General features: G+C 36.7%; 14 protein-coding genes and 1 pseudogene. 6 read left to right on the plus strand and 9 right to left on the minus strand.

Features of this window, described 5'->3' with window-relative positions; all coding sequences use genetic code 11:
- Nucleotides 1–65 precede the first annotated feature (65 nt).
- The 4 genes from N6A79_RS08805 to N6A79_RS08820 all read left to right on the plus strand — a co-directional run bounded on the left by N6A79_RS08805 (nucleotide 66) and on the right by N6A79_RS08820 (nucleotide 6962).
- Nucleotides 66–1874 carry a GmrSD restriction endonuclease domain-containing protein gene (locus N6A79_RS08805; protein ID WP_268545640.1) on the plus strand — a complete coding sequence of 603 codons (1809 nt, stop codon included), beginning with the start codon at nucleotides 66–68 and terminating at the stop codon, nucleotides 1872–1874.
- Nucleotides 1875–1890: 16 nt separating this feature from the next.
- Entirely contained in the window at nucleotides 1891–5163 is a 3273-nt protein-coding gene (locus N6A79_RS08810; RefSeq protein WP_268545641.1) for a type I restriction endonuclease subunit R, read from the plus strand.
- 22 nt (nucleotides 5164–5185) lie between these two features.
- A complete protein-coding gene (locus tag N6A79_RS08815; RefSeq protein ID WP_268545642.1) occupies nucleotides 5186–6220 on the plus strand; it encodes a hypothetical protein in 1035 nt (344 codons plus the stop codon).
- Between the two features lie 166 nt (nucleotides 6221–6386).
- Nucleotides 6387–6962 carry a recombinase family protein gene (locus N6A79_RS08820; RefSeq protein ID WP_268545643.1) on the plus strand — a complete coding sequence of 192 codons (576 nt, stop codon included), beginning with the start codon at nucleotides 6387–6389 and terminating at the stop codon, nucleotides 6960–6962.
- Between the two features lie 39 nt (nucleotides 6963–7001).
- Here the strand turns inward: N6A79_RS08820 and N6A79_RS08825 are convergent, their stop codons facing one another.
- The 6 genes from N6A79_RS08825 to N6A79_RS08850 all read right to left on the minus strand — a co-directional run bounded on the left by N6A79_RS08825 (nucleotide 7002) and on the right by N6A79_RS08850 (nucleotide 15285).
- Nucleotides 7002–9644: a hypothetical protein gene (locus tag N6A79_RS08825; RefSeq protein WP_268545644.1), complete on the minus strand. Its 2643-nt coding sequence runs from the start codon at nucleotides 9642–9644 to the stop codon at nucleotides 7002–7004.
- Nucleotides 9644–11860, minus strand: a complete 2217-nt coding sequence (locus tag N6A79_RS08830) for an AAA family ATPase (RefSeq protein ID WP_268545645.1) — start codon at nucleotides 11858–11860, stop codon at nucleotides 9644–9646. Before N6A79_RS08830 ends, N6A79_RS08825 begins: the two co-directional genes overlap by 1 nt.
- A 292-nt stretch (nucleotides 11861–12152) precedes the next feature.
- A protein-coding gene (locus tag N6A79_RS08835; RefSeq protein ID WP_268545646.1) for an IS5 family transposase occupies nucleotides 12153–12910 on the minus strand; the annotation gives its coding sequence in 2 pieces (ribosomal slippage) (nucleotides 12153–12577 and nucleotides 12577–12910; 759 coding nt in all).
- A 137-nt stretch (nucleotides 12911–13047) separates the two neighbouring features.
- Nucleotides 13048–13782, minus strand: coding sequence for a hypothetical protein (locus N6A79_RS08840; RefSeq protein WP_268545647.1), 735 nt, complete (start codon nucleotides 13780–13782; stop codon nucleotides 13048–13050).
- Nucleotides 13783–13988: 206 nt separating this feature from the next.
- A complete protein-coding gene (locus N6A79_RS08845; protein ID WP_268545648.1) occupies nucleotides 13989–15083 on the minus strand; it encodes a tyrosine-type recombinase/integrase in 1095 nt (364 codons plus the stop codon).
- Between the two features lie 19 nt (nucleotides 15084–15102).
- The gene (locus N6A79_RS08850; protein ID WP_182417273.1) at nucleotides 15103–15285 is read right to left on the minus strand and encodes a helix-turn-helix domain-containing protein; all 183 of its coding nucleotides are present in this window, start codon (nucleotides 15283–15285) and stop codon (nucleotides 15103–15105) included.
- Nucleotides 15286–15785: 500 nt separating this feature from the next.
- Here N6A79_RS08850 and N6A79_RS08855 point away from each other — a divergent pair, with 500 nt between their 5' ends.
- Nucleotides 15786–16541, plus strand: coding sequence for a helix-turn-helix domain-containing protein (locus N6A79_RS08855; protein WP_268545649.1), 756 nt, complete (start codon nucleotides 15786–15788; stop codon nucleotides 16539–16541).
- A gap of 108 nt (nucleotides 16542–16649) precedes the next feature.
- Here N6A79_RS08855 and N6A79_RS08860 read toward each other — a convergent pair whose 3' ends face one another.
- On the minus strand, nucleotides 16650–16994 hold the full coding sequence (locus N6A79_RS08860) for a hypothetical protein (RefSeq protein ID WP_268545650.1): 345 nt from the start codon (nucleotides 16992–16994) through the stop codon (nucleotides 16650–16652).
- Nucleotides 16995–17292: 298 nt separating this feature from the next.
- Between N6A79_RS08860 and N6A79_RS08865 the strand changes: the two genes are divergently transcribed.
- Nucleotides 17293–17622: a plasmid mobilization protein gene (locus N6A79_RS08865; RefSeq protein ID WP_268545651.1), complete on the plus strand. Its 330-nt coding sequence runs from the start codon at nucleotides 17293–17295 to the stop codon at nucleotides 17620–17622.
- 175 nt (nucleotides 17623–17797) lie between these two features.
- Here the strand turns inward: N6A79_RS08865 and N6A79_RS08870 are convergent.
- Together N6A79_RS08870 and N6A79_RS08875 are read right to left on the minus strand one after the other, a co-directional pair.
- Nucleotides 17798–18934, minus strand: a pseudogene (locus N6A79_RS08870) (IS3 family transposase).
- Nucleotides 18935–19303: 369 nt separating this feature from the next.
- Nucleotides 19304–22450: a DEAD/DEAH box helicase gene (locus N6A79_RS08875; protein ID WP_268545652.1), complete on the minus strand. Its 3147-nt coding sequence runs from the start codon at nucleotides 22448–22450 to the stop codon at nucleotides 19304–19306.
- Between the last annotated feature and the right edge of the window lie 11 nt (nucleotides 22451–22461).

Below are 22461 nucleotides of genomic sequence, written 5' to 3' on the forward strand. Positions count from 1 at the left end.
ATTACTATATAATGCCACATTGCTTTATTAGATTTTAATATTGGTTTTGTTTTTTCGGGGGAAACATGGCAAATTATTCAGTTCAACAACAACCGGTAGAAACATTATTATCATGGATTAAATCCGGTGATATTGCCATTCCTGAAATTCAACGCCCCTTTGTTTGGAATGGGATTAAAGTTCGCGATTTAATGGATAGTCTTTATAATGATTACCCTATTGGCTATATTATTACATGGCGCAACCAAAACATAAGCCTTAAAGATGGTACTTTATCAGCGGGTAAAAAGATTTTAATTGATGGTCAGCAGCGCATTACAGCCTTGACGGCTGCTGTGGTTGGCAAATTGGTTCTTAATAAAGATTATAAGGAAGTAAGAATTAAAATTGCTTATAAGCCAACAGCACATAATGATGAGCCCCGTTTTGAGGTTTGCAATACCGCAATTAAAAATGATCCATTATGGATAAATGATATATCTCCTATTTTAAATGGCGAAGTGTTGATTTCACAAGCCCGTAAAGCCTATATGACATTAAACCCAGAGGCTAATGAAGATTACATCGAAGAACAGCTTGAGAAATTAAAAGCCATAAAAAATCGTCAAATTGGTATTATTGAGCTTGATGCAGCGTTAGATATTGATGTTGTCACTGAAATTTTCATTCGTATTAATCAAAAAGGCGTTGTTTTAAGCAGTGCCGATTTTGTTATGTCAAAGATAGCATCGGATGAGCAATTTGGCGGAAATCGACTGCGCAAAATGATTGATTATTTTTGCCACCTTATGAAAGATAAAAGCTTTGATAAGGCGATTAAAGAAAATGACAAAAAATTTGCAAGCTCAGAGGATTATAAAATCATTAATTGGGTAGCAAATTCTAGCGATGATGTTTATCACCCCACTTATATAGATGTATTGCGTGTTGCCTATACCTATCAATTTAATCGTGGTCGCTTTAGTGATTTGGTTGCCTTATTATCAGGGCGCGATTTTGCTACCCATACAAATATTGAAACGATAGCAGAAGAAAGTTATAGTAAGCTTGCAAATGGCTTGCATGCATTTTTTAATAAAACCAATTATCAACGTTTTATCAATTTAATTCAAGCTGCCGGCTTTATTAACTCCAAATTGATTAATTCCCATAATAGCCTTAATTTTGCATATGCACTTTATTTAAGGTTGCGTGATCAAGGTCTTTCAGAGGTTAAAATACAAAACTTTGTGTCGCGCTGGTTTGTTCTATCCATTTTAACAGGGCGTTATTCTGGATCATCTGACACGACGATGGAAAGCGATAGCAAACAAATTTTGGAAGAAGGTATTGAGGCTTATTTAAAAAACGTTGAACAAGCAAATCTAGATGAAGGCTTTTGGAATACTCGGCTTGTTAATGATTTGGTTAATACAAGTACTAAAAGTAGCGCTTATTTATGCTATTTGGCATCGCAATGTAAAAATAATGATCCTGCATTTTTGTCAGAAAGTATGAGTGTTCGGGATTTGTTGGTGCAAGATAAGAATGCGAATGTTCATCATATTTTCCCCAAAGCCTATTTGACTGCAAATAAGTTTGATAAAAGCGATTATAATCAGGTGGCTAATTACGCCTATACCGAGCAGCAAATTAATATAAAGCTTGGCAAGCAAGCGCCAAAAAATTATATGGAAAAAGTTTATAGTGATGTACAAAATTGTACAAAAGAATTGACGTCAATAAAGACTTTTGATGCACTAACAAACAATTTTGAAAAAAATTGCATGCCCCAAATGTTAAAGGATGCAGATTTTAGTTGTTATGGTGATTTTTTAAGTCAACGACGCAAATTAATGGCACAAAAAATTAAAGATTTTTATCTCTCTTTGTAAAATGGTAGGTTTTAATATGAATGTAAGTGTTGTCGGTGATAAAGCGCATTATGAAAAACACCTTGAGAGCTATATTGTTGAGCAATTAAAAAATAATGGCTGGGTTGTTGGGCAAAGTAAAAATTATCATATTGATTATGCACTTTATCCAGAAGATTTATTTGCATGGATTAAAACAACACAACCGCAAAAATGGGATAAATTATTTGCTATAAATGGTGGCAATACTGAAAAAGTATTGCTTGATCGGCTTGATAGCGAACTTCAAAAAAAGGGAACTATTAGTGTTTTTCGCAATGGGTTTAGTATTGCTGGGGCAGGAACTATTGATTTAAGCGAAAGCGCGCCTGAAGATCAGCGTAATCAAACAACCTTAGCAAAGTATAATGCTAATATTTTAAGGGTTGTTCCACAACTCAAATACCATGCTTCAAAAGATTCAGGCATTTTAGATCTTGTATTTTTTATCAATGGCTTGCCAATGGCAACAGTTGAAATTAAAACTGAGTTTAATCAAACGATTGACGATGCAATAGAGCAATATAAAAATGATCGTTCCCCGATTGATAAAAAGACAAAGCGTAAGGAGCCCTTGCTTACGCCAAGGCGTGGTGCGATCGTTCATTTTGCGGTAAGTGAATCTTCTATATTTATGACAACCGCTTTAAATGATGACAAAACATTTTTTCTACCGTTTAATAAAGGCAATGCAGGGCATGCAGGAAACCCAGTTGCAGATTGCACTAAAGGTGAAATATACCCTATCGATTATTTCTGGAACTATGTCTTAAAGCGCGATAATTGGTTAAATATTTTTCACCATTTCGTTTATCTTGAAAAGAAAAATAAGGTTGATCTTGCTGGTAATTGGTCGGTCGAAGAACGTTTAATGTTTCCGCGCTATCATCAATTTGATGCGGTTAATCAGATTATTAATGATGTAAAACATAAAGGTGTTGGAACAAATTACCTTTGTGAACATAGTGCTGGTTCTGGTAAAACATCGACAATTTCATGGCTATGCCATTCACTAATTCGTTTGCGTGAAGATGATGGCACACCTTTTTATAACTCTATTATTGTTGTAACTGATAGGACGGTGCTTGATGCACAGTTACAAGAAGCCATACAACAAATAGATCATCAAAAGGGTTTAATTGCTGCTATAAATCAAAATGATAAAGAACATGCTGGTAAATCCAAAAGCAAGCAATTAGAGGCTGCTTTATTAAGTGATAAACCAATTATCATAGTCACCATACAGACATTTCCACATGTTATGGAAGCAATATTACACAATACTAGTTTGAGCGATCGTAAATATGGTATTGTCGTTGACGAGGCACATACTTCGCAGACCGGCTCAACCGCATCAAAATTAAAGGCTACCCTTGCTTTGCAGTCCGATGCTGATATTGAAAATCTTACGGTTGAAGAATTATTGGAGCAATTACAAAAGGCAAAAATTCAAACAAAAAATATTAGTTATTTTGCTTTTACGGCAACACCAAAACATTCTACTAAAATGTTATTTGGTACAGTTAGGGATACAACGGGTATTCCTAATTCATTCCATCTCTACCCTCAGCGTCAAGCCATTGAAGAGGGTTTTATTCTAGATGTTTTAAAAGGGTATGTCCCCTATACCACTGCATTTAGATTGGGTGCAGATGCCGTCGATAATGATAAACGTGTTGAGGGAAAGCAAGCAAAAAAGGCTCTTGCTAAATGGATGAGCTTACACGCGACTAATGTAACGCAAAAAGTAAAGTTTATCGTTGAGCATTTTCATTATAATGTTGCGAATTTGCTAAAAGGGCAAGCTAAAGCAATGATTGTTACAAGCTCGCGTCCTGCGGCCGTGCGTTATAAAATGGCGATAGAACGTTATCTCCAAGATCATCCAGAATATAGCGACTATCGGGTTTTAGTTGCATTCTCAGGCAAGCTTACAGGGAAACAAATTCGTCATGATGATGATGGTGTCGTCGAAGATAGTGATATGTTTATTATTGATGACGATGCAGAATTTACCGAAACCAATATGAACCCTGGTATTCCGAATAATGATTTGCGAGCTACTTTTGAGCGCCCTGAATATCGCCTAATGGTTGTGGCAAATAAATTTCAAACGGGTTTTGATCAGCCAAAGCTATGTGCTATGTATTTGGATAAAAAAATTGCCAATGAAGTTGAAGTTGTTCAAACGCTATCTCGGTTAAACCGTATTTATGCAGGCAAAGATCAAATTTATATAATTGATTTTGTAAATGACCCACAGTGGATTTTATCATGTTTTAAAAAATATGATAACGGAGCTGAAATTTTAGAAGTACAAGATCCCAATGTTGTATATTCGATAAAAGATAGCTTGGATGAAGCCCATCTTTATACCCAGGACGACCTTGAGAAGTTTAAAATAGCTTATTTTAAAACTATTCGCGAATTTGAGAATAACACCTTTTCTCAAAATAAGCATGCAGAACTATATAAAGCGACGGATGAGGTTGTTAGGCGTTATAACGACAAATTGGAAATGCTTAAAAGTGAGATTGTTTTTCAAGAGGAAGCGTTTGATAAATCTATTAGCGAAGGCAATCGAGCCGGCGCAGATAAAGCAGAGTTTGAGCGTAAAAAATTAAGTGCTGAATTAATGGCGCACACTGATTTTAAAAATAATCTTGGTAAATTTGGACGCATTTACAACTATGTCGCACAACTCATTGATTTTGGCGATCCTGAACTTGAAAATTTTTCAGCTTTTAGCAAGTTAGTTGCGAAGCGTTTACATGGATTATCAGTTAAGGAAATTGATATTTCTGGTTTGGTTTTGACGGGATATGGTATTTTTAAAAAGAAGATGGAAGGTGTAAGCCCAGAAATTGATGTGGACAGTGTTCCTCCATTAACTCCGATATCACCAGTAACGACAAATGAAAAAGCACCTACTAAGCTAAGTTATTTAAAGGAAATTATCGACCTTATATCTGCAGTTTTTGGGGATATTTCCACGACAGAAGAACAAGTTGTTTTGATTAATCATCTTGCTGCAATTATTCGTAAAGATGACGTGGTCATGGCGCAAATTCGAAGTAATAGTGAGGATGTTGCTATGAAAGGTAACTTGCCGTCCGCAGTAATGAAAGCGGTGATACAAGCGCTGGGTTCCCATCAAGCATTGTCAGCCGTTCTTCTTAATAAAGATGATGATCAAGCATTAAACAATATCATCAAAGTATTATATCGACTGCTAAAGAATGGTGATGATATTGATTTGAAGACACTGTGAGCATAGTAAAAAAGAGATCGTTATGACTGCGTATGATTTAAATTCTGTGGCTAATGATTATATAAAGATATGGAATTATAGCGAAAAATATAAAACATACCGTGAGCAAACTGGTGTGTTGACAAAACTTTTTCAAAATAAATCTAATGATGAATTAAATTTATTAGAAAAAATAGATAAATTAAATCAATTTTTTTCTACTAGATTGAATAGTATTTTTGATACGATGCATGTCATTCAATCCATTGAAAATATAGACGATAGGATTGAGAAAAACGATATAACTGTTGTTAATGAATTAGCTGATGGAATTAAAGCGGTTAGTGGTAAAAGATGTTATTCGTTTGCAACTAAATGGTGTTTCCATAATAACCGTGACTACTATCCAATATATGACAGCTATGTTGCTCAACAATTGATTTTGTATAATGAAAGAAGTAGATATGCTAATTTTATTAAAGATGATTTAAAAGATTATAATCAGTTTATTTTAATTATTGAGGCATTTAAATCTCATTATAATATTAACAGGTTATCAGTTAGGGATCTGGACCTTTTCCTTTGGGTTAAAGGAAAAGAGGAAAATAACAAACAAAAAGCGTTCAAAATAAACGATGAAGGAAAAAAGCTAAATTTAAGCGCTGAGCAAAGATTTAACACCATTCAAGCATCAAAATTATATGTAAAAGATCTATTGCAAGATGGTTTTCATGAGGTTGGAAGTTGGAAACTTGATGACTCTGAGAGATTACAAAACAAAAAATTAAAATTTTCTAATTACGATAATTTAGAGCGTGGGCTATTTGCGCTCGCAGTTGATGATCAGGTCTATTACATTGGTCATACTATTGGAAATATTAAAGCGTCTTTGAAATTTATTCAATATGGTAACCCAAAACAAAAGACGTACCATCGATTACATAATTTAATAATTGATAAGCTAAAAAATAATGAGTCAATAAGTTCATATATATTTCCATTAGAGCAAGATAGTCAGGAGCGTCTAAAATATTATGTTTGTAACCATGATTTGCCTGAAAACAAACACTATCGTTAAATTGTCATTATAAACTTTTCTAGTTTTCCTAATAAATGCTCACTTTTGGAGTATATGCATGTGCAAAAACGGTCATTTATGCCCATGTGGGCAATAAGGGTATTTAAATAATAAAGCACATGTGCTATATTTTGGGTACCGTTATTGCGCATGGAGGCTGAAAACTATGGCTATTTTTGCATATTTGCGCGTTTCTACTGAAGAACAAACAACCGATAATCAGTTAAAAGAAATAAAAGATAGATTATCTGTCTCACCCGACTATATTTTCTCTGAGCATATTAGCGGTAGCGTACCGGTTAATAAAAGACGCATGTTTTTAGAAATGATTGCTAAAATGCGAGCAGAGGATGTTTTGGTTGTTACCAAGCTAGATCGGCTTGGGCGTGATATGATTGATGTTGTAACAACTATTCGTAAATTAAGCGATCAGGGGATTGCACTTAAATGCCTTCAATTAGGTGATGTAGACCCAAATACAAGCATAGGTAAGCTAACCTTGGGTATTCTATCCATGGTTGCCGACTTTGAGCGTGATTTAATTATCGAGCGTACCAAGTCAGGATTGGCAAGAGCTAAGGCGCAAGGTAAAAAGCTAGGGCGCCCAAAAGCCCTAACTGATAAGATGATTAAAAAAATTCAAAGCGATGCTGCAAAGAAAATGAATATATCGCAAATAGCTCGTGAAAATGGACTATCGAGACGTACAGTCAATAGAGCTTTGGTTAAAAATAATTGCTAATTCGTTCTTATTTTCGAATAAAATAGGCTCTAAAAATTATTACCAACCACCCCATCCGCCACAATTGGGGCATTTCATATTAAATGGTTCAGTGACCCGAGCTGAGTGATAACTCCAATATAATCCATTTTTTATAATCCGCGTTTTGTTTTCCTTCGTACAGGAGCAATGATTAAAAATTTGCCTTTGGTTGCACTCAATACAATGAGACCAAATGGAACGAGGTGTTCTTTCAATTTGTTCACCGGAATTGTAATTAGTGTAGTAACGGGGTTTATCGTCATCCTCGAAATTACTTGAGCCGCATCGTAAACAAATTTGTACAGCTGTGGCTCGGTCATTTACATTGCTAGTTGTATTACTATCTTCAATTTTATACTGAATGAACAAACCTAATAAACGTTTTAATTCATCATTATGCAATGCATTTCGAATAGGGTTTAAATAAATTGCGCCTTTGTTATGCATAGGATAATTGTCATCATTAGATATATCTGTCTCACCTAAAAAGCTGTATTTTCCCCATGATTGTGCCGTGACAGGTTCTTCGATCAAGTTTTTACACGGGTGAATTAGAAAAACAGGGTTTTTAGAATCTTCACTATAATTTTTTTCGCTATAAAGTTCTTCAATTTTCGCCATCATGCCGTTGGCTCTGTCAAATGTTGCCTTGTCGTAAAATTTGGCATCCAATACAAAACGTGCGAATTGGGGGTATTTGTTTTTTACATCATCTTTAGCGAACCAATTTATATCTAAAATAAAATCGGGACGCATATTATTATCTAATACTTTTTCATAATATAAGGCAATATAACGCTTCGCATTATCATTAGTAAGAATGATTTTTATATCCGTTTGATTTGTCTTAAGCGCATCAATAAGTTTGTATTTCCAATTGTTTTGCGGAGTGAAGCGGAATTCTTTAAGAACTAATAATATTTGCATAAGAACCCAGCGCTCATATAAAAGTGGCATATTAATGAGCCCAATTTTATCAATTTGTTCAAGACTTAATAATATATCCTCATCTGCAAGGTTTGTTATATTGCGAAGAACTTTATAGCAGTTATGTAATCCTTGGTAGTTTGGATTTTGAACAAAGGTCATTGAATTGGGAAAGGTTGCAGATGATGTGATATTTAATGCTTTAAAATTTTTTATAAGTTTTTGTATGGCACGATATTTGGGTTCAACTTGTTTATTTATTAAAGCTGAAAGACTTTGGATTTTTTTATAATATTCAATTCTATTACGAATTGCTTTTTTTTCGCGTTCTTGCTCTTCAAGCTCTGGTCCGGATAATTGTTTTATCCACCCACTGGCATTTAAGCTTTTGCCAGTTTCTTCTTCTCTTTTTAAAATCTTACAAGCATTTTCGTAGGATTGCGAATGTAATATTTCAATATTATTGATTTGATTTATAGTAATTTGGTTAAAGTTTGATTTTTGGTGTTCTGTATAATACAAACTAATTTTTATAAGCATACCTGGTTTAAGGATATTTAAAAGCGGTGAATGTTTGTTATCAATTGTTAAAACTTTAGAAGTGTGTTTCAACTTTATCGTATTTGCAGTATCTTTCATGTGAATAAAAAGACTGTTATTGATATATTTACAATAATCACTTATATCCATGTAACCATTAAAAAATAAAGCTGCTGAATGAGACCGAACTTGATTGCTTTCAATGAACTTTTTAAGTTTTTGCCTGCTTTCTTCGAGCTTTTCGCTTTCTCGCTTTTCGTGTTTTTTAAGCTTTTTGTACTCAGTAACCAACAGGGAGCGTTCAACTTTTATACTGCTAGAAAATGAGTTGTACTGATTTTTTAGCATTTCAATGTTTTGTTGGAAGCGTGTTGATTTATTTTGGGTTAAAATCACTATTTGTTGGATAATACGAGCACATCGTTCAAGTGCGAATAACACATAGCGATTTTCCGCAACATTATATGAGGGTTCCGTATCGCGGCTTGTTAAAAGCCGTTGATTAGCTTTTGTTGCAAGTTCCCAGAAAGTACGACTTACAGGTTTAACTGCTTTCCTAGGTTTTAAAGATTGAATTTCTCGAAGTTCAACTTTAGGAGTTTTCAAGATTTTTTCTGCATTAACGACTAAATTATTAATGCAACTGATAATCTCTTCATTGACATTGAAAATATGCGTTTCTTTGGCATCAGTTTGTACTGCACTATTTTCATCTAAAATGAGCTCCCATAAATCGTTCTTAAATGTTGCTAAATATTGCTCTAATTCTTTATGCGCAAAATCAGAGCCATTGATGACAATGTCACAAATATTATTGTCTAATGAAAAACGTATTGTACCAACTTTATTGGTTGCTTCCCCCACCCATTGTTTTTGATCTTTTAACCATTTATTTTTTACAATCCACCATGTAAAACTCGTATCTGGATCCGTAATAGGATGTAAGTGTACTTTTTTGCCGCTTGACATTTCAATATGTGGTTTTTTGAAATTTTTATTTAAAAACCTAACGGCTAATTGTCCTCGCATTATATTATCAAGCTTTGGATAGATTGTCGTTTCAGTTTCAAATATTTGACGTTGGTCATCATAGGCAACATACAAAGAAGTCAAAGATTCAGTAACTTTTGTTAACGTCTCTTTATCATACCAACTAAGTTCAAGATATTTGATTTCGAAATTCTGTTTCATCATTAGGACCAAAAGTTCATAATGCCATCATTAAGTTTCGCATCTTTTACGATATTCTCTAGTGCATGAATAGCTGAAAAAACTTCTGTATAATTTTGATAGTCTGGGAGTTGGTCGCGTATTTGTTTTGTAAGGACAGTTTCTATTAGTTCAATCTTAGTTCTTTCGCCTACACTCTTATTGCCGTCAAATGTAAATTTAGGTAATACCTTATGCAGTAAAAAATTATTAATCGCCAAATCGGTATCGCTATTTACATCTTGAAACAGTTCAAGATAATAAAGTCCCTGACGAATGGTTCTCATACCAAATTCAACACCAAGCTTCTGAAAAAAGTCTTTATTAAGTTGGATAAATAGTTGGCAAAATGCATTGTTGCGATCAAATTTGGGATATTCTTTTCGATATCCAAGAGCCTCTATATTAAATATAAGAGGTTTTGAAACATCTTGAAATTCGTATTTTTCCACTTCTTCTAATATTGCATCCCAATCCGAAAGAAGCGGAGACTCAAATCGCATAATGTGAGCACGGTCTAAAATTTTAGGTGACAAATAATGCGTAGTTTCATCAATATTGATTGCCCCAATAATATGCAGATTCTCAGGAAACTTTATTCGTGCTGGCATGCTAATTACTGCTGATAGCATGCGCCGAATTTCACTATGATACTTAATTAGTGAATCTTTGTCACTAAAACCGAAGGCTAAACGCAATTTACTATTTAATGTTTCATCTTTTAAAAGTTCAATAAAGTTTATAATACCGTCTTGACTATATTTGGCTTTAGCCGACTGAATGATATCAACTACTGCTTTGAGTTCGGATAAAACATGTGAAGATTCATTTTCCGCATAAAGTACAATTTCTGGCGTTTCATCTCGTGTTTCTAACAGGGATAAAAAATCTGCAAAATAATACTCTACTCGCGCAAGATTCATTTCATCAAGGCATATAAAATAAGGTATCTCTGGGTTTTGTTGTGCGTCAATAATTGCTTCTAAGAAATGTGTAGCGAGATATTTTTTTTCAAGGGGGTTGTAGTAACCAAGTAGATCTTCTGAGCTTGTCCAATTTGGCTTAACCGGAATGATAAAATATTTTCCGCCAACAGCTTTTGCAAAGGATTTGACTAGGTTTGTTTTTCCTGACCCTGAATCCCCTGCTAAAATAATAAGATCTTTTGTCCTAAGAAGTGTAATGAAGTTTTCAATAACATGGCGAGGATACAGTATATTATTTTCGACCAAAAATGCTTGGATATAGGACACGGCTTTTTTGTAATCACCATTTAATTCATTACTGAAAGAGATGCCTTCAAGAGGTTGCATTTTGGATTTAGAATCTAACAGAAATAATTCCAAATCTTCCTCGTCCACAAATTCAAATGTTTTGAGAAATTGTGCCTTGTCTGCAATATATGACTTTAACCTATCGATTTTGCAATTCATCTCGTTCTCTATTTGCGTGTATCGCTTTAAAAGCTTTTGAAGTTTATTTTGTTCATTTGTTGTATCATGGATTAAATTTTTAATGTTCTGCGTTATGATATTTTGTTCTTGTTTTTGAGCATCTATATTATTATTAATCGTGTTAAGAGTTACTTCTGACTGCTTGATCAATTCCGAATTTTCGCTAAGAGATGCTTTTATTTCCTTTTCATGCTCAAAAAAAGAGCTGTCAAGTTCTTGGCGCTTTATTTGAATTTTTTGTTCCAAATCGTCAATGGCTTGATCATAGTAAAAATCATAAATTTCTTTTGAAATAAATTGAGAGCGTTCATTAATTTGGTTAGGATCTACGATTACCTCTATGGGAATTTCTTTTGGTAATGAGACGACTCTTTTAGAGGTACCATTTTTTACACATAGACCTAATGGATTTTTATGCTTTATTCGTTCGGCTTTGGGGGAAATTTCCAACGTACACCTAATAAAGCGTCTCTTATCTTTAGATCCACATTTAGATGCATCGATGGGCGATATAAAAAAACGACATGGCATATGTTCATATCCTTGAATTGGATAGTAAAGCCGTTCACCTGTTTTAATTAAAAAAGGATTTTGTAAAAAACCATAAGATAGATGACCAAGTGGCGGAAGTTCCCCCAATATTTCTATTTTTTCATCATCAATTCCCCAGCTTGTGAAGATAATACCAAGCAGATGTTCATCAGATAGATTTTCCAGTTCTTCTAATGTATAAATTTGTTCATTCATAAAAGCATCTTTTTATTTAATGAAAATTTAAACGTCATTACTAAACCGTTTATGATATCTTTTGCAAGAATTACTTGTGATAAATTGATTTGAATTTTTTCATATTAATCACGTATCATGTGGATCCATAGTTTTGGCAAGAGTAGGGCTTCCCAAATTCAAGAAATTTCCTGAAAAGACGTAGTATTTACTCTTTAAAGACGAGTGAAGGGAGACTTAATAACCGATCCCCCTATAAAACAAAAATCTTGAAATAATATCATAGACTATGCTTTTTTAGGCTCAGGACTCATTAATTAAGATAGAATATTACGGTTGCGGCAATGCATATAGCCGAGAAGAAGGTGTGTGCACATCGGTCATAGCGTGTCGCGATGCGCCGCCAGTCTTTTAGCTTGGCAAAGAGGTTTTCGATTATGTGACGCAACCGATAAGTTTGCCTGTCATAAACTATCTCGGTGGTTCTGCCCTTTCTGGGCGGAATGCAAGCCTTTATTTTTTTGTCAAGCAATGCCTGCCGGAACCAGTCAGCATCGTACCCCCGGTCTGCAATGAGTTCCTTGGCATCTGGCAGATGCGCTAGCAAAAGAGCGGCTCCTTTGTAGTCACTCATCTGCCCTTCAGTTAGTAGCAGACATATTGGCTTTCCATCTTGATCGCAGACCGTGTGCAGCTTTGAATTCAAGCCGCCTTTCGTGCGCCCGATACGGCGGGGAATATCCCCTTTTTTAACAGGCTGGCAGCCGTGCGATGCGCCTTGAGGTGTGTGGCGTCAATCATGATGCGTTGAGGTTTTGGGCCCTGTCCGGCCAGCATTGCGAAGATGCGGTCAAATACACCCAACCTGCTCCAGCGGATAAAGCGATTATAGAGCGTTTTATGCGGACCATAACCGAGGGGCGCATCTTTCCATTGCAGACCATGTTTGATGACATAGACAATGCCGCTGATAAAGCGCCTGTCATCGACACGAGCAACCCCATGAGACAGTGGAAAACAGGGCGATATTCGCGCCATCTGCTCTTCGCTCAATAAAAACAAATCACTCATTAGTTTCACCTCCACAAAACCAATGAATCACAAATCAACAAAAAAAGGAATCCAAAAAATTAATAGGTCCTGACCCTAGTAGGGAAAAAACCCAAATGAATTTTTGCCGAAATAGGTTGGTTTATTAAACACTTAATTTAATGATAAAAATCTAAGTTCCCATTGCTGTATCGCGGTAAAAATTCTTGATCTACTTTGCAAATTAATTGCTTCGCATTTTGTGGTATGAATTTACTTGCATAGGTAAGCAGATAAGGGACAGTATCAAGCCCTAATCCATAATCATAGACTTTTTGTATATCAACACTATCAAATGAAAAATGGCTTTGGTTCTTTGGATTTTTAAAAAATGCATTATTACAATTTTTAAATTCCAAATGCTTATTTTCAGGTATCACCATTAAGGCATGTAAATGTATATTGTTGTATTCATTTTTAAATGTACCCCATCTTGTTCCTTCAGCGTCTAAAAAACCATATGTAATAGGTCTATCTTTATGAGGCTTAAGGGTCATAAAGTTGCGGTCATTTGTAAATTTCCTTGTAAATCTATTGTAATAATCTCGGAACTCGTAAACGAGCAATGCTGACAAGTCAGCATTGGAGCTAGTTATTGGTGAATTTAATTGACTTAATTTAGAATTTTTAAATAAAAGATTCTTATATGAATATGTTATTGTAATAAAATAACTATTAAGTAGTATATATTCTAAATTTGACTCTAAGTTATAATTATAATTAATTTCATTAATGATATTCTTCGAATATCCATCTATTCTTATTTTATTTTTATAATAATTTTTTTTAAATTTAAATTCATTTAATTCTGTAATAAATTCATTTTTATAAGTTTCATTAAAATTAAAATTCATATTTACCTCAAATTTTAGACACTATTAAACATCCACCGATAGAAAAACCTATCGGTGTTAATGGCTTCAAAATATGCTGATAGAGTTTTGAAGGGATAAGCCTCAACAAAACGCGAACGCACTATACTACTTTATACTATTTATAATAATTGAAATTCTGGTGATTAGCCAAATAGCTTCAAGCTTAATATTAACTAACAAAAATGCTAATCGATACGGAATGAATATGCATCCGCTTGCTTAAGATATTCATTGGCGATAGCCACGTTAGGATTAATATAACGATTAACAGATCGTACATCACGATGTCCCGTAATTTTTTGAATTACATGTGGAGGCGTATTGGCATTCGCAAGAGATGTAATTCTTTCATGCCTTAAATCATGAACCCTATAATTAGGGATGCCAGCTTGCTTTGTAGCACGAGCAAACATTCGTGTTATTGCGTCCCCAGTTATTGGAAAAATTCTGTCGTCTACTGCTGATGCTTTTAAATCATTAATTATTTTAACTGCAACCGAGCTTAATGGAACAACTTTATTTATAACCTGATTGGGTTTTCGAGAGTTTTTAACATCACGTATAAGAACTTGAACGGTATTATCAGCGTTTACCTTTACATCGCTAAAATTAAGGCTTGTTAATTCACCTCTGCGTATTCCTGTCTCAAGCAGGAAGTTCACCACATAAATTAACCACTTTGATTTTGATTTTTTGCAGGCTGCGATTAGCTTTTCTCTTTCCTCAGAGGATAAAATTCTATCCCTTGGCTCAGATGGTGCTGGACGATCAATAAATTCACTATTAAAAGGATTTTCTTTTATACGCAGACGGCGCATCGAATACCTAAACACACCTTTAAGCAAGGTAAGCTCACGCAAAACAGTATCGAAGGTAACCTCTTTTTTTCGAGAAGATATAAACTTATTTATATCCATATCGGTTATATTGGATGTAATGAGGCTGCAGAACCACTTTTCACGTTTTAAAAAGCTATTTAACCTACTCATATCAGAAATAACAGAATGTTCTTTTCTTCTAATAGAATATAGGTCGTCCTTAAAGCATCTAATTGTATCACGAAATCGTTCAGTGGAATTTGGTTTGGCAACTGGATTTGTATTTTCATAAGATTCATGTTGACATTTATCTCTGTAAGCCTTGGCTTCCTTTAATGTATTAAATGTCTTAGCAGGGTAGCGGTTGCCGTTTTGTCTAATTTGTACCCTATATGTATCAGATCCATTTATATTTTGAATAACAGTAATATTCTTCATATCAGCTTTTTTATTATAATTCATTTCCTTTCATCTCTTTTTGTTAAATTTCAACTTCGTTTTGCTCAACCCATTCACTTATACGTTGATAAGAAAATCTTATACTTTTTCCTATTTTGCTAAAAATTGGTGCGTCCCCATTTGTAATCATTCTTCTAAATGTAGAGACACCAATATTTAAAAATTTTGCAGTCTCCGTGATGGTAAGCAATTTATCTTCAAGCATATATCCATTAAACTCCCTTTCTTTAGGTAAAGATTAAAACAATACATTATTATAGCACAATTATATATTGTTGTAAACACTAAAATTGATTTTTTTTAGATTTAACTTATTGATTTAGATCGTTAAATCGATCATGAGTATTTCTAGTATATTGATGTTTAGCTATTAAATAAAACGCCTTAAAAATAGCTTTAAATTTGTAGCAATTTTGTAGCAAAAATATAGCGAGATTTGATTAAAATTGGCAAATTCTTATCGTTATGATTTTCTAATATTGCAATTATATCAATGATTTAAGGTGTCGTACAATGATACTTTCCGCCCTCCGAAGGCAAAGGTCACAGATTCGAATTCTGTCGGGTGCGCCATTTTTTATCAAATAAAACAACTGGTTACTTTTTTAAGGCAATGTGCGCAAATGCAATAGTTTCGCACTATGTTCGCTATATAGTAATTTATAAGGCTATTGGTTCTGCTTCATTTTTTTATGAGGTGGCATAATGGGAATTTTAGCTACTCTATGGGCGCGGAAACAAAAAATTGGCAACCCAGTCGGTAAAATGGTTCCCATTTGCTTAGCAAATTTTGCAAACGAGTTCGGTGAGTGTTGGCCGTCTCAAGCAACTATAGCACAGGAAACTGAACTCTGTGTAAGGACAGTGCGTGATTGGCTTAAAAAATTGGAAGAACGCGGTTTTATAAGCAGAGTAAGGCGCCATAGGTGTAATGGTTCACGCACGTCGGATATGTTTCAATTAAACATTGCCGATATTAACTCAGTTTCATCTATGAAAACAGAGACGCATGTTGCTTCAAAGCATGAGGCATCTCCTTCCGGTATGAATTTACAAGCGGCAGCTCATTCACAGCCTAGCGGCAGCTTACGCACTACCTACAGGCATGTCTTGCCGAGCAATGATAAAATCAGAAAATATAAAAAGAAAAGCGGCAATTTTTCAAATTTGTTAAATCCAAAAATACAAATTGATGAGCCATTGAGGTTAGAGCATAGAACTAAACGTTATTTTGCAAAAATATTCATTTCAATTTCTGAGACTGATAAAGTTGCGGCTTGGCAAACTTGGCTTCAGCGCAATCAACTTCCTAATCTTGAGCATAGTGGTACTTCAGTACAAAAGGGAGAAAGCAAAGGTTATTACTTGCCTTCACGCTGGCCTCCATCTGTTGATAGCGAAGCGTATACAGATTGTTTAGACTTTTTTGAATTAAAAATTTCAATTTTTTTTACAGTCTGATGCGATCAAGCTGATCAGGAAGTCTGTAAATGATGCAATCCATAAATTTTGAATTGAAGTGATATCGATTTTTATAATAACGCCGCTGTAAAACTTATTAGCTCATATCTAAATCAAGTCCTCAAGTTTGTAGTCAGAACGATTGTAATTAAAACTTGGCATTTCAGGGCGTTTCCAAACTTTCGGACGGGCTTTTGTGGCTGTTTTATCTGGAGTGCTATCAGCTAGTGTATCAGTGGTTTTAGGCAACACAGTATTTTTGATATCTTTATGTCTGTATTGGCTCACAAAACGATAAAATGTTGTCCGATGCACAGGTAATTCTAGCATATTAATTATCATTAAAGCTGTGTATTTTTGATCTAAAAGAGCAAAAATTTGCGCTTTGTTTTTATGCAGAAGAAGTCTTGCAATACCCCATTCAGTGCGTTTTGATTTAACGGCCTTTTCCATTGCTATAAAACCTTAGTGAAATGAGAAGTCGGATTAATCTATGATAAAATTCATAGCACTCTTATGCAAAACTTATATACATCATGTTTATATTTGGCAAGATTATTGTTTATTTTTAATAAGTTACCGAGATATAGCAAAGGTTCTATGAGATAGTGTAAAGTTTTTTAGGAAAAGAAATGGCAAGATATGTAATGTATGCCTACAGCCGAAACATTACTCCTGTTATTCGCATGAAATGCTCAACAGTTTTCTTGCTCTACGAGGTTTAATTGCTGCCGCAATAAAGGAGATTTTCATGACACGACCACGTAGTTGTCATATCAAGGTTTGGTGTACGGAAGAAGAGAAGAAAAATATTGAAAATAATGCTCAGCTTGCATGCATGTCTCTATCTATGTATTTACGAAGCACAGGTTTGTTGGAACAGATCAGGGCTCCCATGGATTATCATGCAATTAAACCACTCGTTTCATTGCATGGCGATCTAGGACGGGTTGCAGGGCTATTAAAGCTGTGGCTGGTCACCAATGGCGGAAAAGGTTCATCTCCAAGCGATATTACAGAAATGATGACTGAGTTTCGTGTTTTGCAAAGATCAATTTTTGATAAAATCGCAGATTTATGAATGATCTTTACCTTTACGGCAATTAGCTAAGAACAATTAAGCAATGCACGCTTTAAAGGTACGATAATTTGTCAGCATAAATATCAAATTTTTAGTGATTATAATTTAATGTTCAGAAGTCGCTCGGTTTGTTTGAACAGTTTGCGGCGTTTTATTAAGTGGATTTGTGCCTTTGTTATACCGCCACCATTACCGGTGTCAGCGCTTTGAAGTATGCCTGATCAGGTGTCATCTGGTCAAGCGATGAATGTGGGCGTCGGCTATTGTAAAATTTCATATATCGGCCGATGCCACCACGTGCCTCAGCGACACTCATATAGGCAGGAGATAAACCTCCTCATATTTGACGGATCGCCAAAGCCGCTCAACGAAGACATTGTCGCGCCACGCGCCCTTGCCATCCATTGAGATGGCGATTTGCGCGTTCTTCAGTACTGCCGTGAAGTCCATGGATGTGAACTGCGAGTCTTGGTCGGTATTGAATATGTCTGGTTTACCATAACGCGCAAGAGCCTCCTCGACGGCATCTATGCAGAAAGCGGTTTCCATTGTGATTGATAGTCTCCATGATAAAAGTCTACGGCTAAACCAGTCCACAACGGCACAAAGATAAACAAAACCACGTGCCATCGGAATGTAGCTGATGTCCATCGCCGAGACCTGATTAGGCCGTGTAACCGTCAGATGGCGCAACAGATAGGGATAGACTTTGTGACCGGGGCTGGCTTAGAGGTGTTAGGCCGCCGGCATATTGCTTCTATACCCATTTTCTTCATCAGCGTGGCAACATGCACTCGCCCGACTTCCAGCCCTTCGCCTTTCAAAAGCCCTTGCAACATTCGGCTGCCCGCAAACGGATATTCAAGATGCAACTCGTCAATCCGGCGCATCAGTGCCAGATCGCCATCCGATACAGGTCGCGGGGAATAGTAAACACTGCCACGGCTGAAGTCGAGAAGTTTCGACTGGCGTGAGATCGATAGTTTGTGCTTACGGTCGATCATTTTTTTGCGCTCAGCAAGCCCGCCTTGCCGAGCGCCCCTGATAAAAAATCATTCTCTAAAGTAAGCTCCCCGATCTTGGCATGAAGCGTTTTCACATCAACGCTGGGCCCTGACTGTTCTGCCTTGCATTCATTGTTAAATATGAAAGTCGCACTCTCCAGAAGCTGATCTTTCCATTGTTTGAAATGGTTCGCGTGTACGTCAAACTGCTGCGATAGTTCAACAAGCGTCTGTTCACCCTTAATGGCAGCAAGGGCTACTTTCGCCTTAAAAACTGGGCTATGGTTCCGGCGTGGTCGTTTTGTCATGATATCTCCTGTTATCGGCATCTAAGCCAAAATCAGGCAAAAAATCCACTTATACCTATTGTTCAAATTTCTCGAACCACCTCTCTTCTAGCTTGACTATATTACCCAATTTTGCACCCACTAATAACCGATTAAACATTTATCATTATTTCAGCCAAAATTTTTGGATACTCTCCACATAATTACGATTAACCTCTACCCTTTTAATATTCTATTTTTTGGTAAAGACGTAAATCATAAACAACCAATTCAGTTCACTAAAGCTTAATGCTTAATGGCAATGAGTTCTATATAAGCAGTGCCTATAACGCAGCCGCATCGTTACCTTTGGGAAGTCTAGATCGCAACCCTCTCTAGGCGCAAGACCTATTAATTGAAAATATAGGAGCCGTCGCTTTCTTTGCGCAAAGTCTGGATGCCATCGCGCCTAAACATAGCGGCCATGCTTTTTTCAACAACATTATCCTTGGCAAGATTGAAATTTTCTAGTAATGCCGCCTTTAACATTTCCGTATCACCAGCACTATCGCCCATCGGCCAAAGCGTAGCATTTGCTAAGCGGCGCTTACGCATCATCAAGCTTTGTAATAAGCAATCAAAGGAATGCTCTTGAAAGCCGTCATGAATAGCCATAGGAATATGAACCGTCACCGGCTTTGTTTGGCCAATACGATGAATACGGTCATTACACTGTTCTTCAACCGCGGGATTCCACCAGCGCGACAGATGGATAATATGGGTGGCGGCAGTAAGCGTCAGGCCAGTACCTGCGGCTTTTGGGCTTAAAACCAGAAGATCAAAACCGCCATCATTTTGTAAGTGCTGTTGGAAACGATTGACAATTTTTTGCCGATCCTTGATTTTGGTATTGCCATTAATCAAATCAATCTTATCAAGACCAAACTCACTCTTAACCACCTCGATAAAATGGTATTGCATATTGGTGCTTTCAATAAAGACAAGAACACGCTCATTATTTTGTCGAATCTGCCGTAATATATCCATGGTTGCCGTAAGGCGCGCTGAGGACAAAATAAACTCCTCATTGCTGGCCCGCCCTTCAATATCAGGGTGAACGGATACCGTGCGGATATGGTGGAGCATTTTTAATTGGCTCCCCAATCCACCAGATTTCAGCAAGTCACGCGCGGCATCATAGGTTCGCGCTTGCAAGGCTGGCATGATGCGCGGGTGGACTTTTCGGGTTTTGCTTGGTAAGTCGCGGGCAACAATATCCTTGACCCGCCTTATCGCCAAAGGCGGTGCATTATTTTGGCTAACAAAAAGGCGCTGATGCAAATCGCGCATTTTTTCTTCACTTGGATTACCAAATTCTTTGCGAAATTCGGGTAAGGAATTTAGCGAGCCAGGTGCAAGCTGATCGATAATTGCCCATAGATCAATGGTTGAATTTTCAATCGGTGTACCGGTTAAGCCAATACGAAAATTCGCCTTAACAGAGCGGGCTGCATTGGCCGCCAAGGTTGTTGGGTTTTTAAGATTTTGAATTTCGTCAAAAACAACCGCAGCAAAACCAATTTTTCCCAAAGATATATGATAATTGGTAAGGGTATCATAGGTGGTTAACATCCAAAAACGATGGCCGCGATTTTCGGCAATTGCTTCTTGCAATAGTGAAAAATCTAATCGCTCCTTGCCATCATCAATGTCTTTTCCACCAAGTTTTTGCCCCTTTTCACGTTTTTTAAAACTGCTTATCTCGCTACCATAAAGCCGGATAAGATGGCCAAGTCCGTCTTCATCGACATGTCTTGCCACTTCCTCCTCCCAATTGATCAGCAAGGTGGTGGGCGCAACTATGAGCATTGGCCCATTAATGGTTTTGTCATCTAGGTGCGATTGCTGCGCCATAGCTTGTTTTAGCCAAACAAGAAAGGAGATGGTTTGCAAGGTTTTACCAAGACCTTGCTCATCGGCATTTAATATACCGGCAAGCCCTGCCCGCCATGCTTGTACCTGCCATGCAAAACTCTCGCCTTGGTGGGCTTTTAAGGGTGTTATGATTGCACTTGGCAAAGCATCGCTAAAATTGCTTGCCCTTTGCTTTAATTTTTCATGCCATTGTAAACTATCATAATTGGTTTTGGTTACCAAAACCAAAGGTGCAGTATGTACCTCATCTATTTTAAGGTCGCTATCAAGGATATTATCGTCAAACAGCTGCTCTTCGCGTTGTTTGATTTGAATTTCCTCATCAATTTCAACGATCAAGTCTTTCTCGACCTTGATTTTTTGATCTTTAAACTCAATAACATCAAGACCGCGCTCTACCGCTTCAACAACTTCACCGCGCAAGACTTGCAATTGCTCGCTATTTTGCTGGCCGATAAACTCCCTTAAGCGCGAACGATAGTCTTCGGGGAACCAAGTGGTTCTATTCTCGTTAACTAACCCCAATGAGGGCACGCTATAATAGGCAATGCCTTCCACTCTTTGTGAAAACTCGCGTGTTTCAACAAAGAGTGGCGCGATTGTAGATTCAATTAGCTCTTGTTCTTCATGGGGTTTTAAGCCTTCAAACTCGCCTTTAGCCTGCAAATCCTCAACGATAGTTTGGGTAATATGCGGCATGGGATTTTCAATAAAATCCCGCCGCTCCTTAATTGGCGCCTTTTGCATCTTGGCCATTAATTGCAAAACCGGCATTGCCGAACGCTCAACCACCATATAATAGCGATTTGACCCAAGGCTATAGGCATTTAAGGCACCGCGCTCGCGCACCAATTGCTTAAAGCGACTAAGTTCAGCGCCTGTCACCTCGCTCATGCTTTCGTCAATTTGATCGCTGCCATTTGCCTCTTGCTGGCTTTCAACCGTTTCACCATAAAATGGCACAACATCAAATTCATCATCTTGTGGGGAAATAGAAAAGCGATCAACAAGGCTTATTTGTAAATCACTTAAAAAATCTGTCATAGATACATAAGATTCATGCCCTGCTTGCGCATAGGAAATAGAAGGATCAATGGCCTTACGAAACCGTGCCAAAGCCTCCCACATGGCTGGTAAATCACTATTTGGTTCATAATTATCAGCAATTTCAAGGGCATCAAAAATCCATCTTGGCAGACGAAATTTACCATCACTGGTTTCAATGATGGCACCTGTACGCCGTGGAACCTGTTTTTTGCCATTGGCAAACCATTCATAATGCAGGCGAAAATCACTGCGGCCAAGCATGCCTTCAACCGATGTGCGCAATTTAAGCCGGTTAAGCGGTGGTAAATTAAATAAGTCAGCAGTATCACTCGACAATGCACTTAACAAACGATGGGAAAATTCGATTTTTTCTGGCCCAATGACCAGTGGTTCATTGAGCTCTTCACTTAATGCACGCAGCTGCGCAAGACCATTGGCATAAAATTGCTCATGGGGCGGCAGACGCAATAAATCATACTGTTTGGGTGATTTCATTAGCCGCTGCCAGAGATTTTTTCGATCGGCCTCGACATGAATTATGATTTTTTCCGCATCAAATTCAAAGCGAAAATCCATTATGCAATCCC

The organism is Bartonella sp. HY761, assembly GCF_026743145.1.
In the GTDB taxonomy this organism is placed as follows: domain Bacteria; phylum Pseudomonadota; class Alphaproteobacteria; order Rhizobiales; family Rhizobiaceae; genus HY038.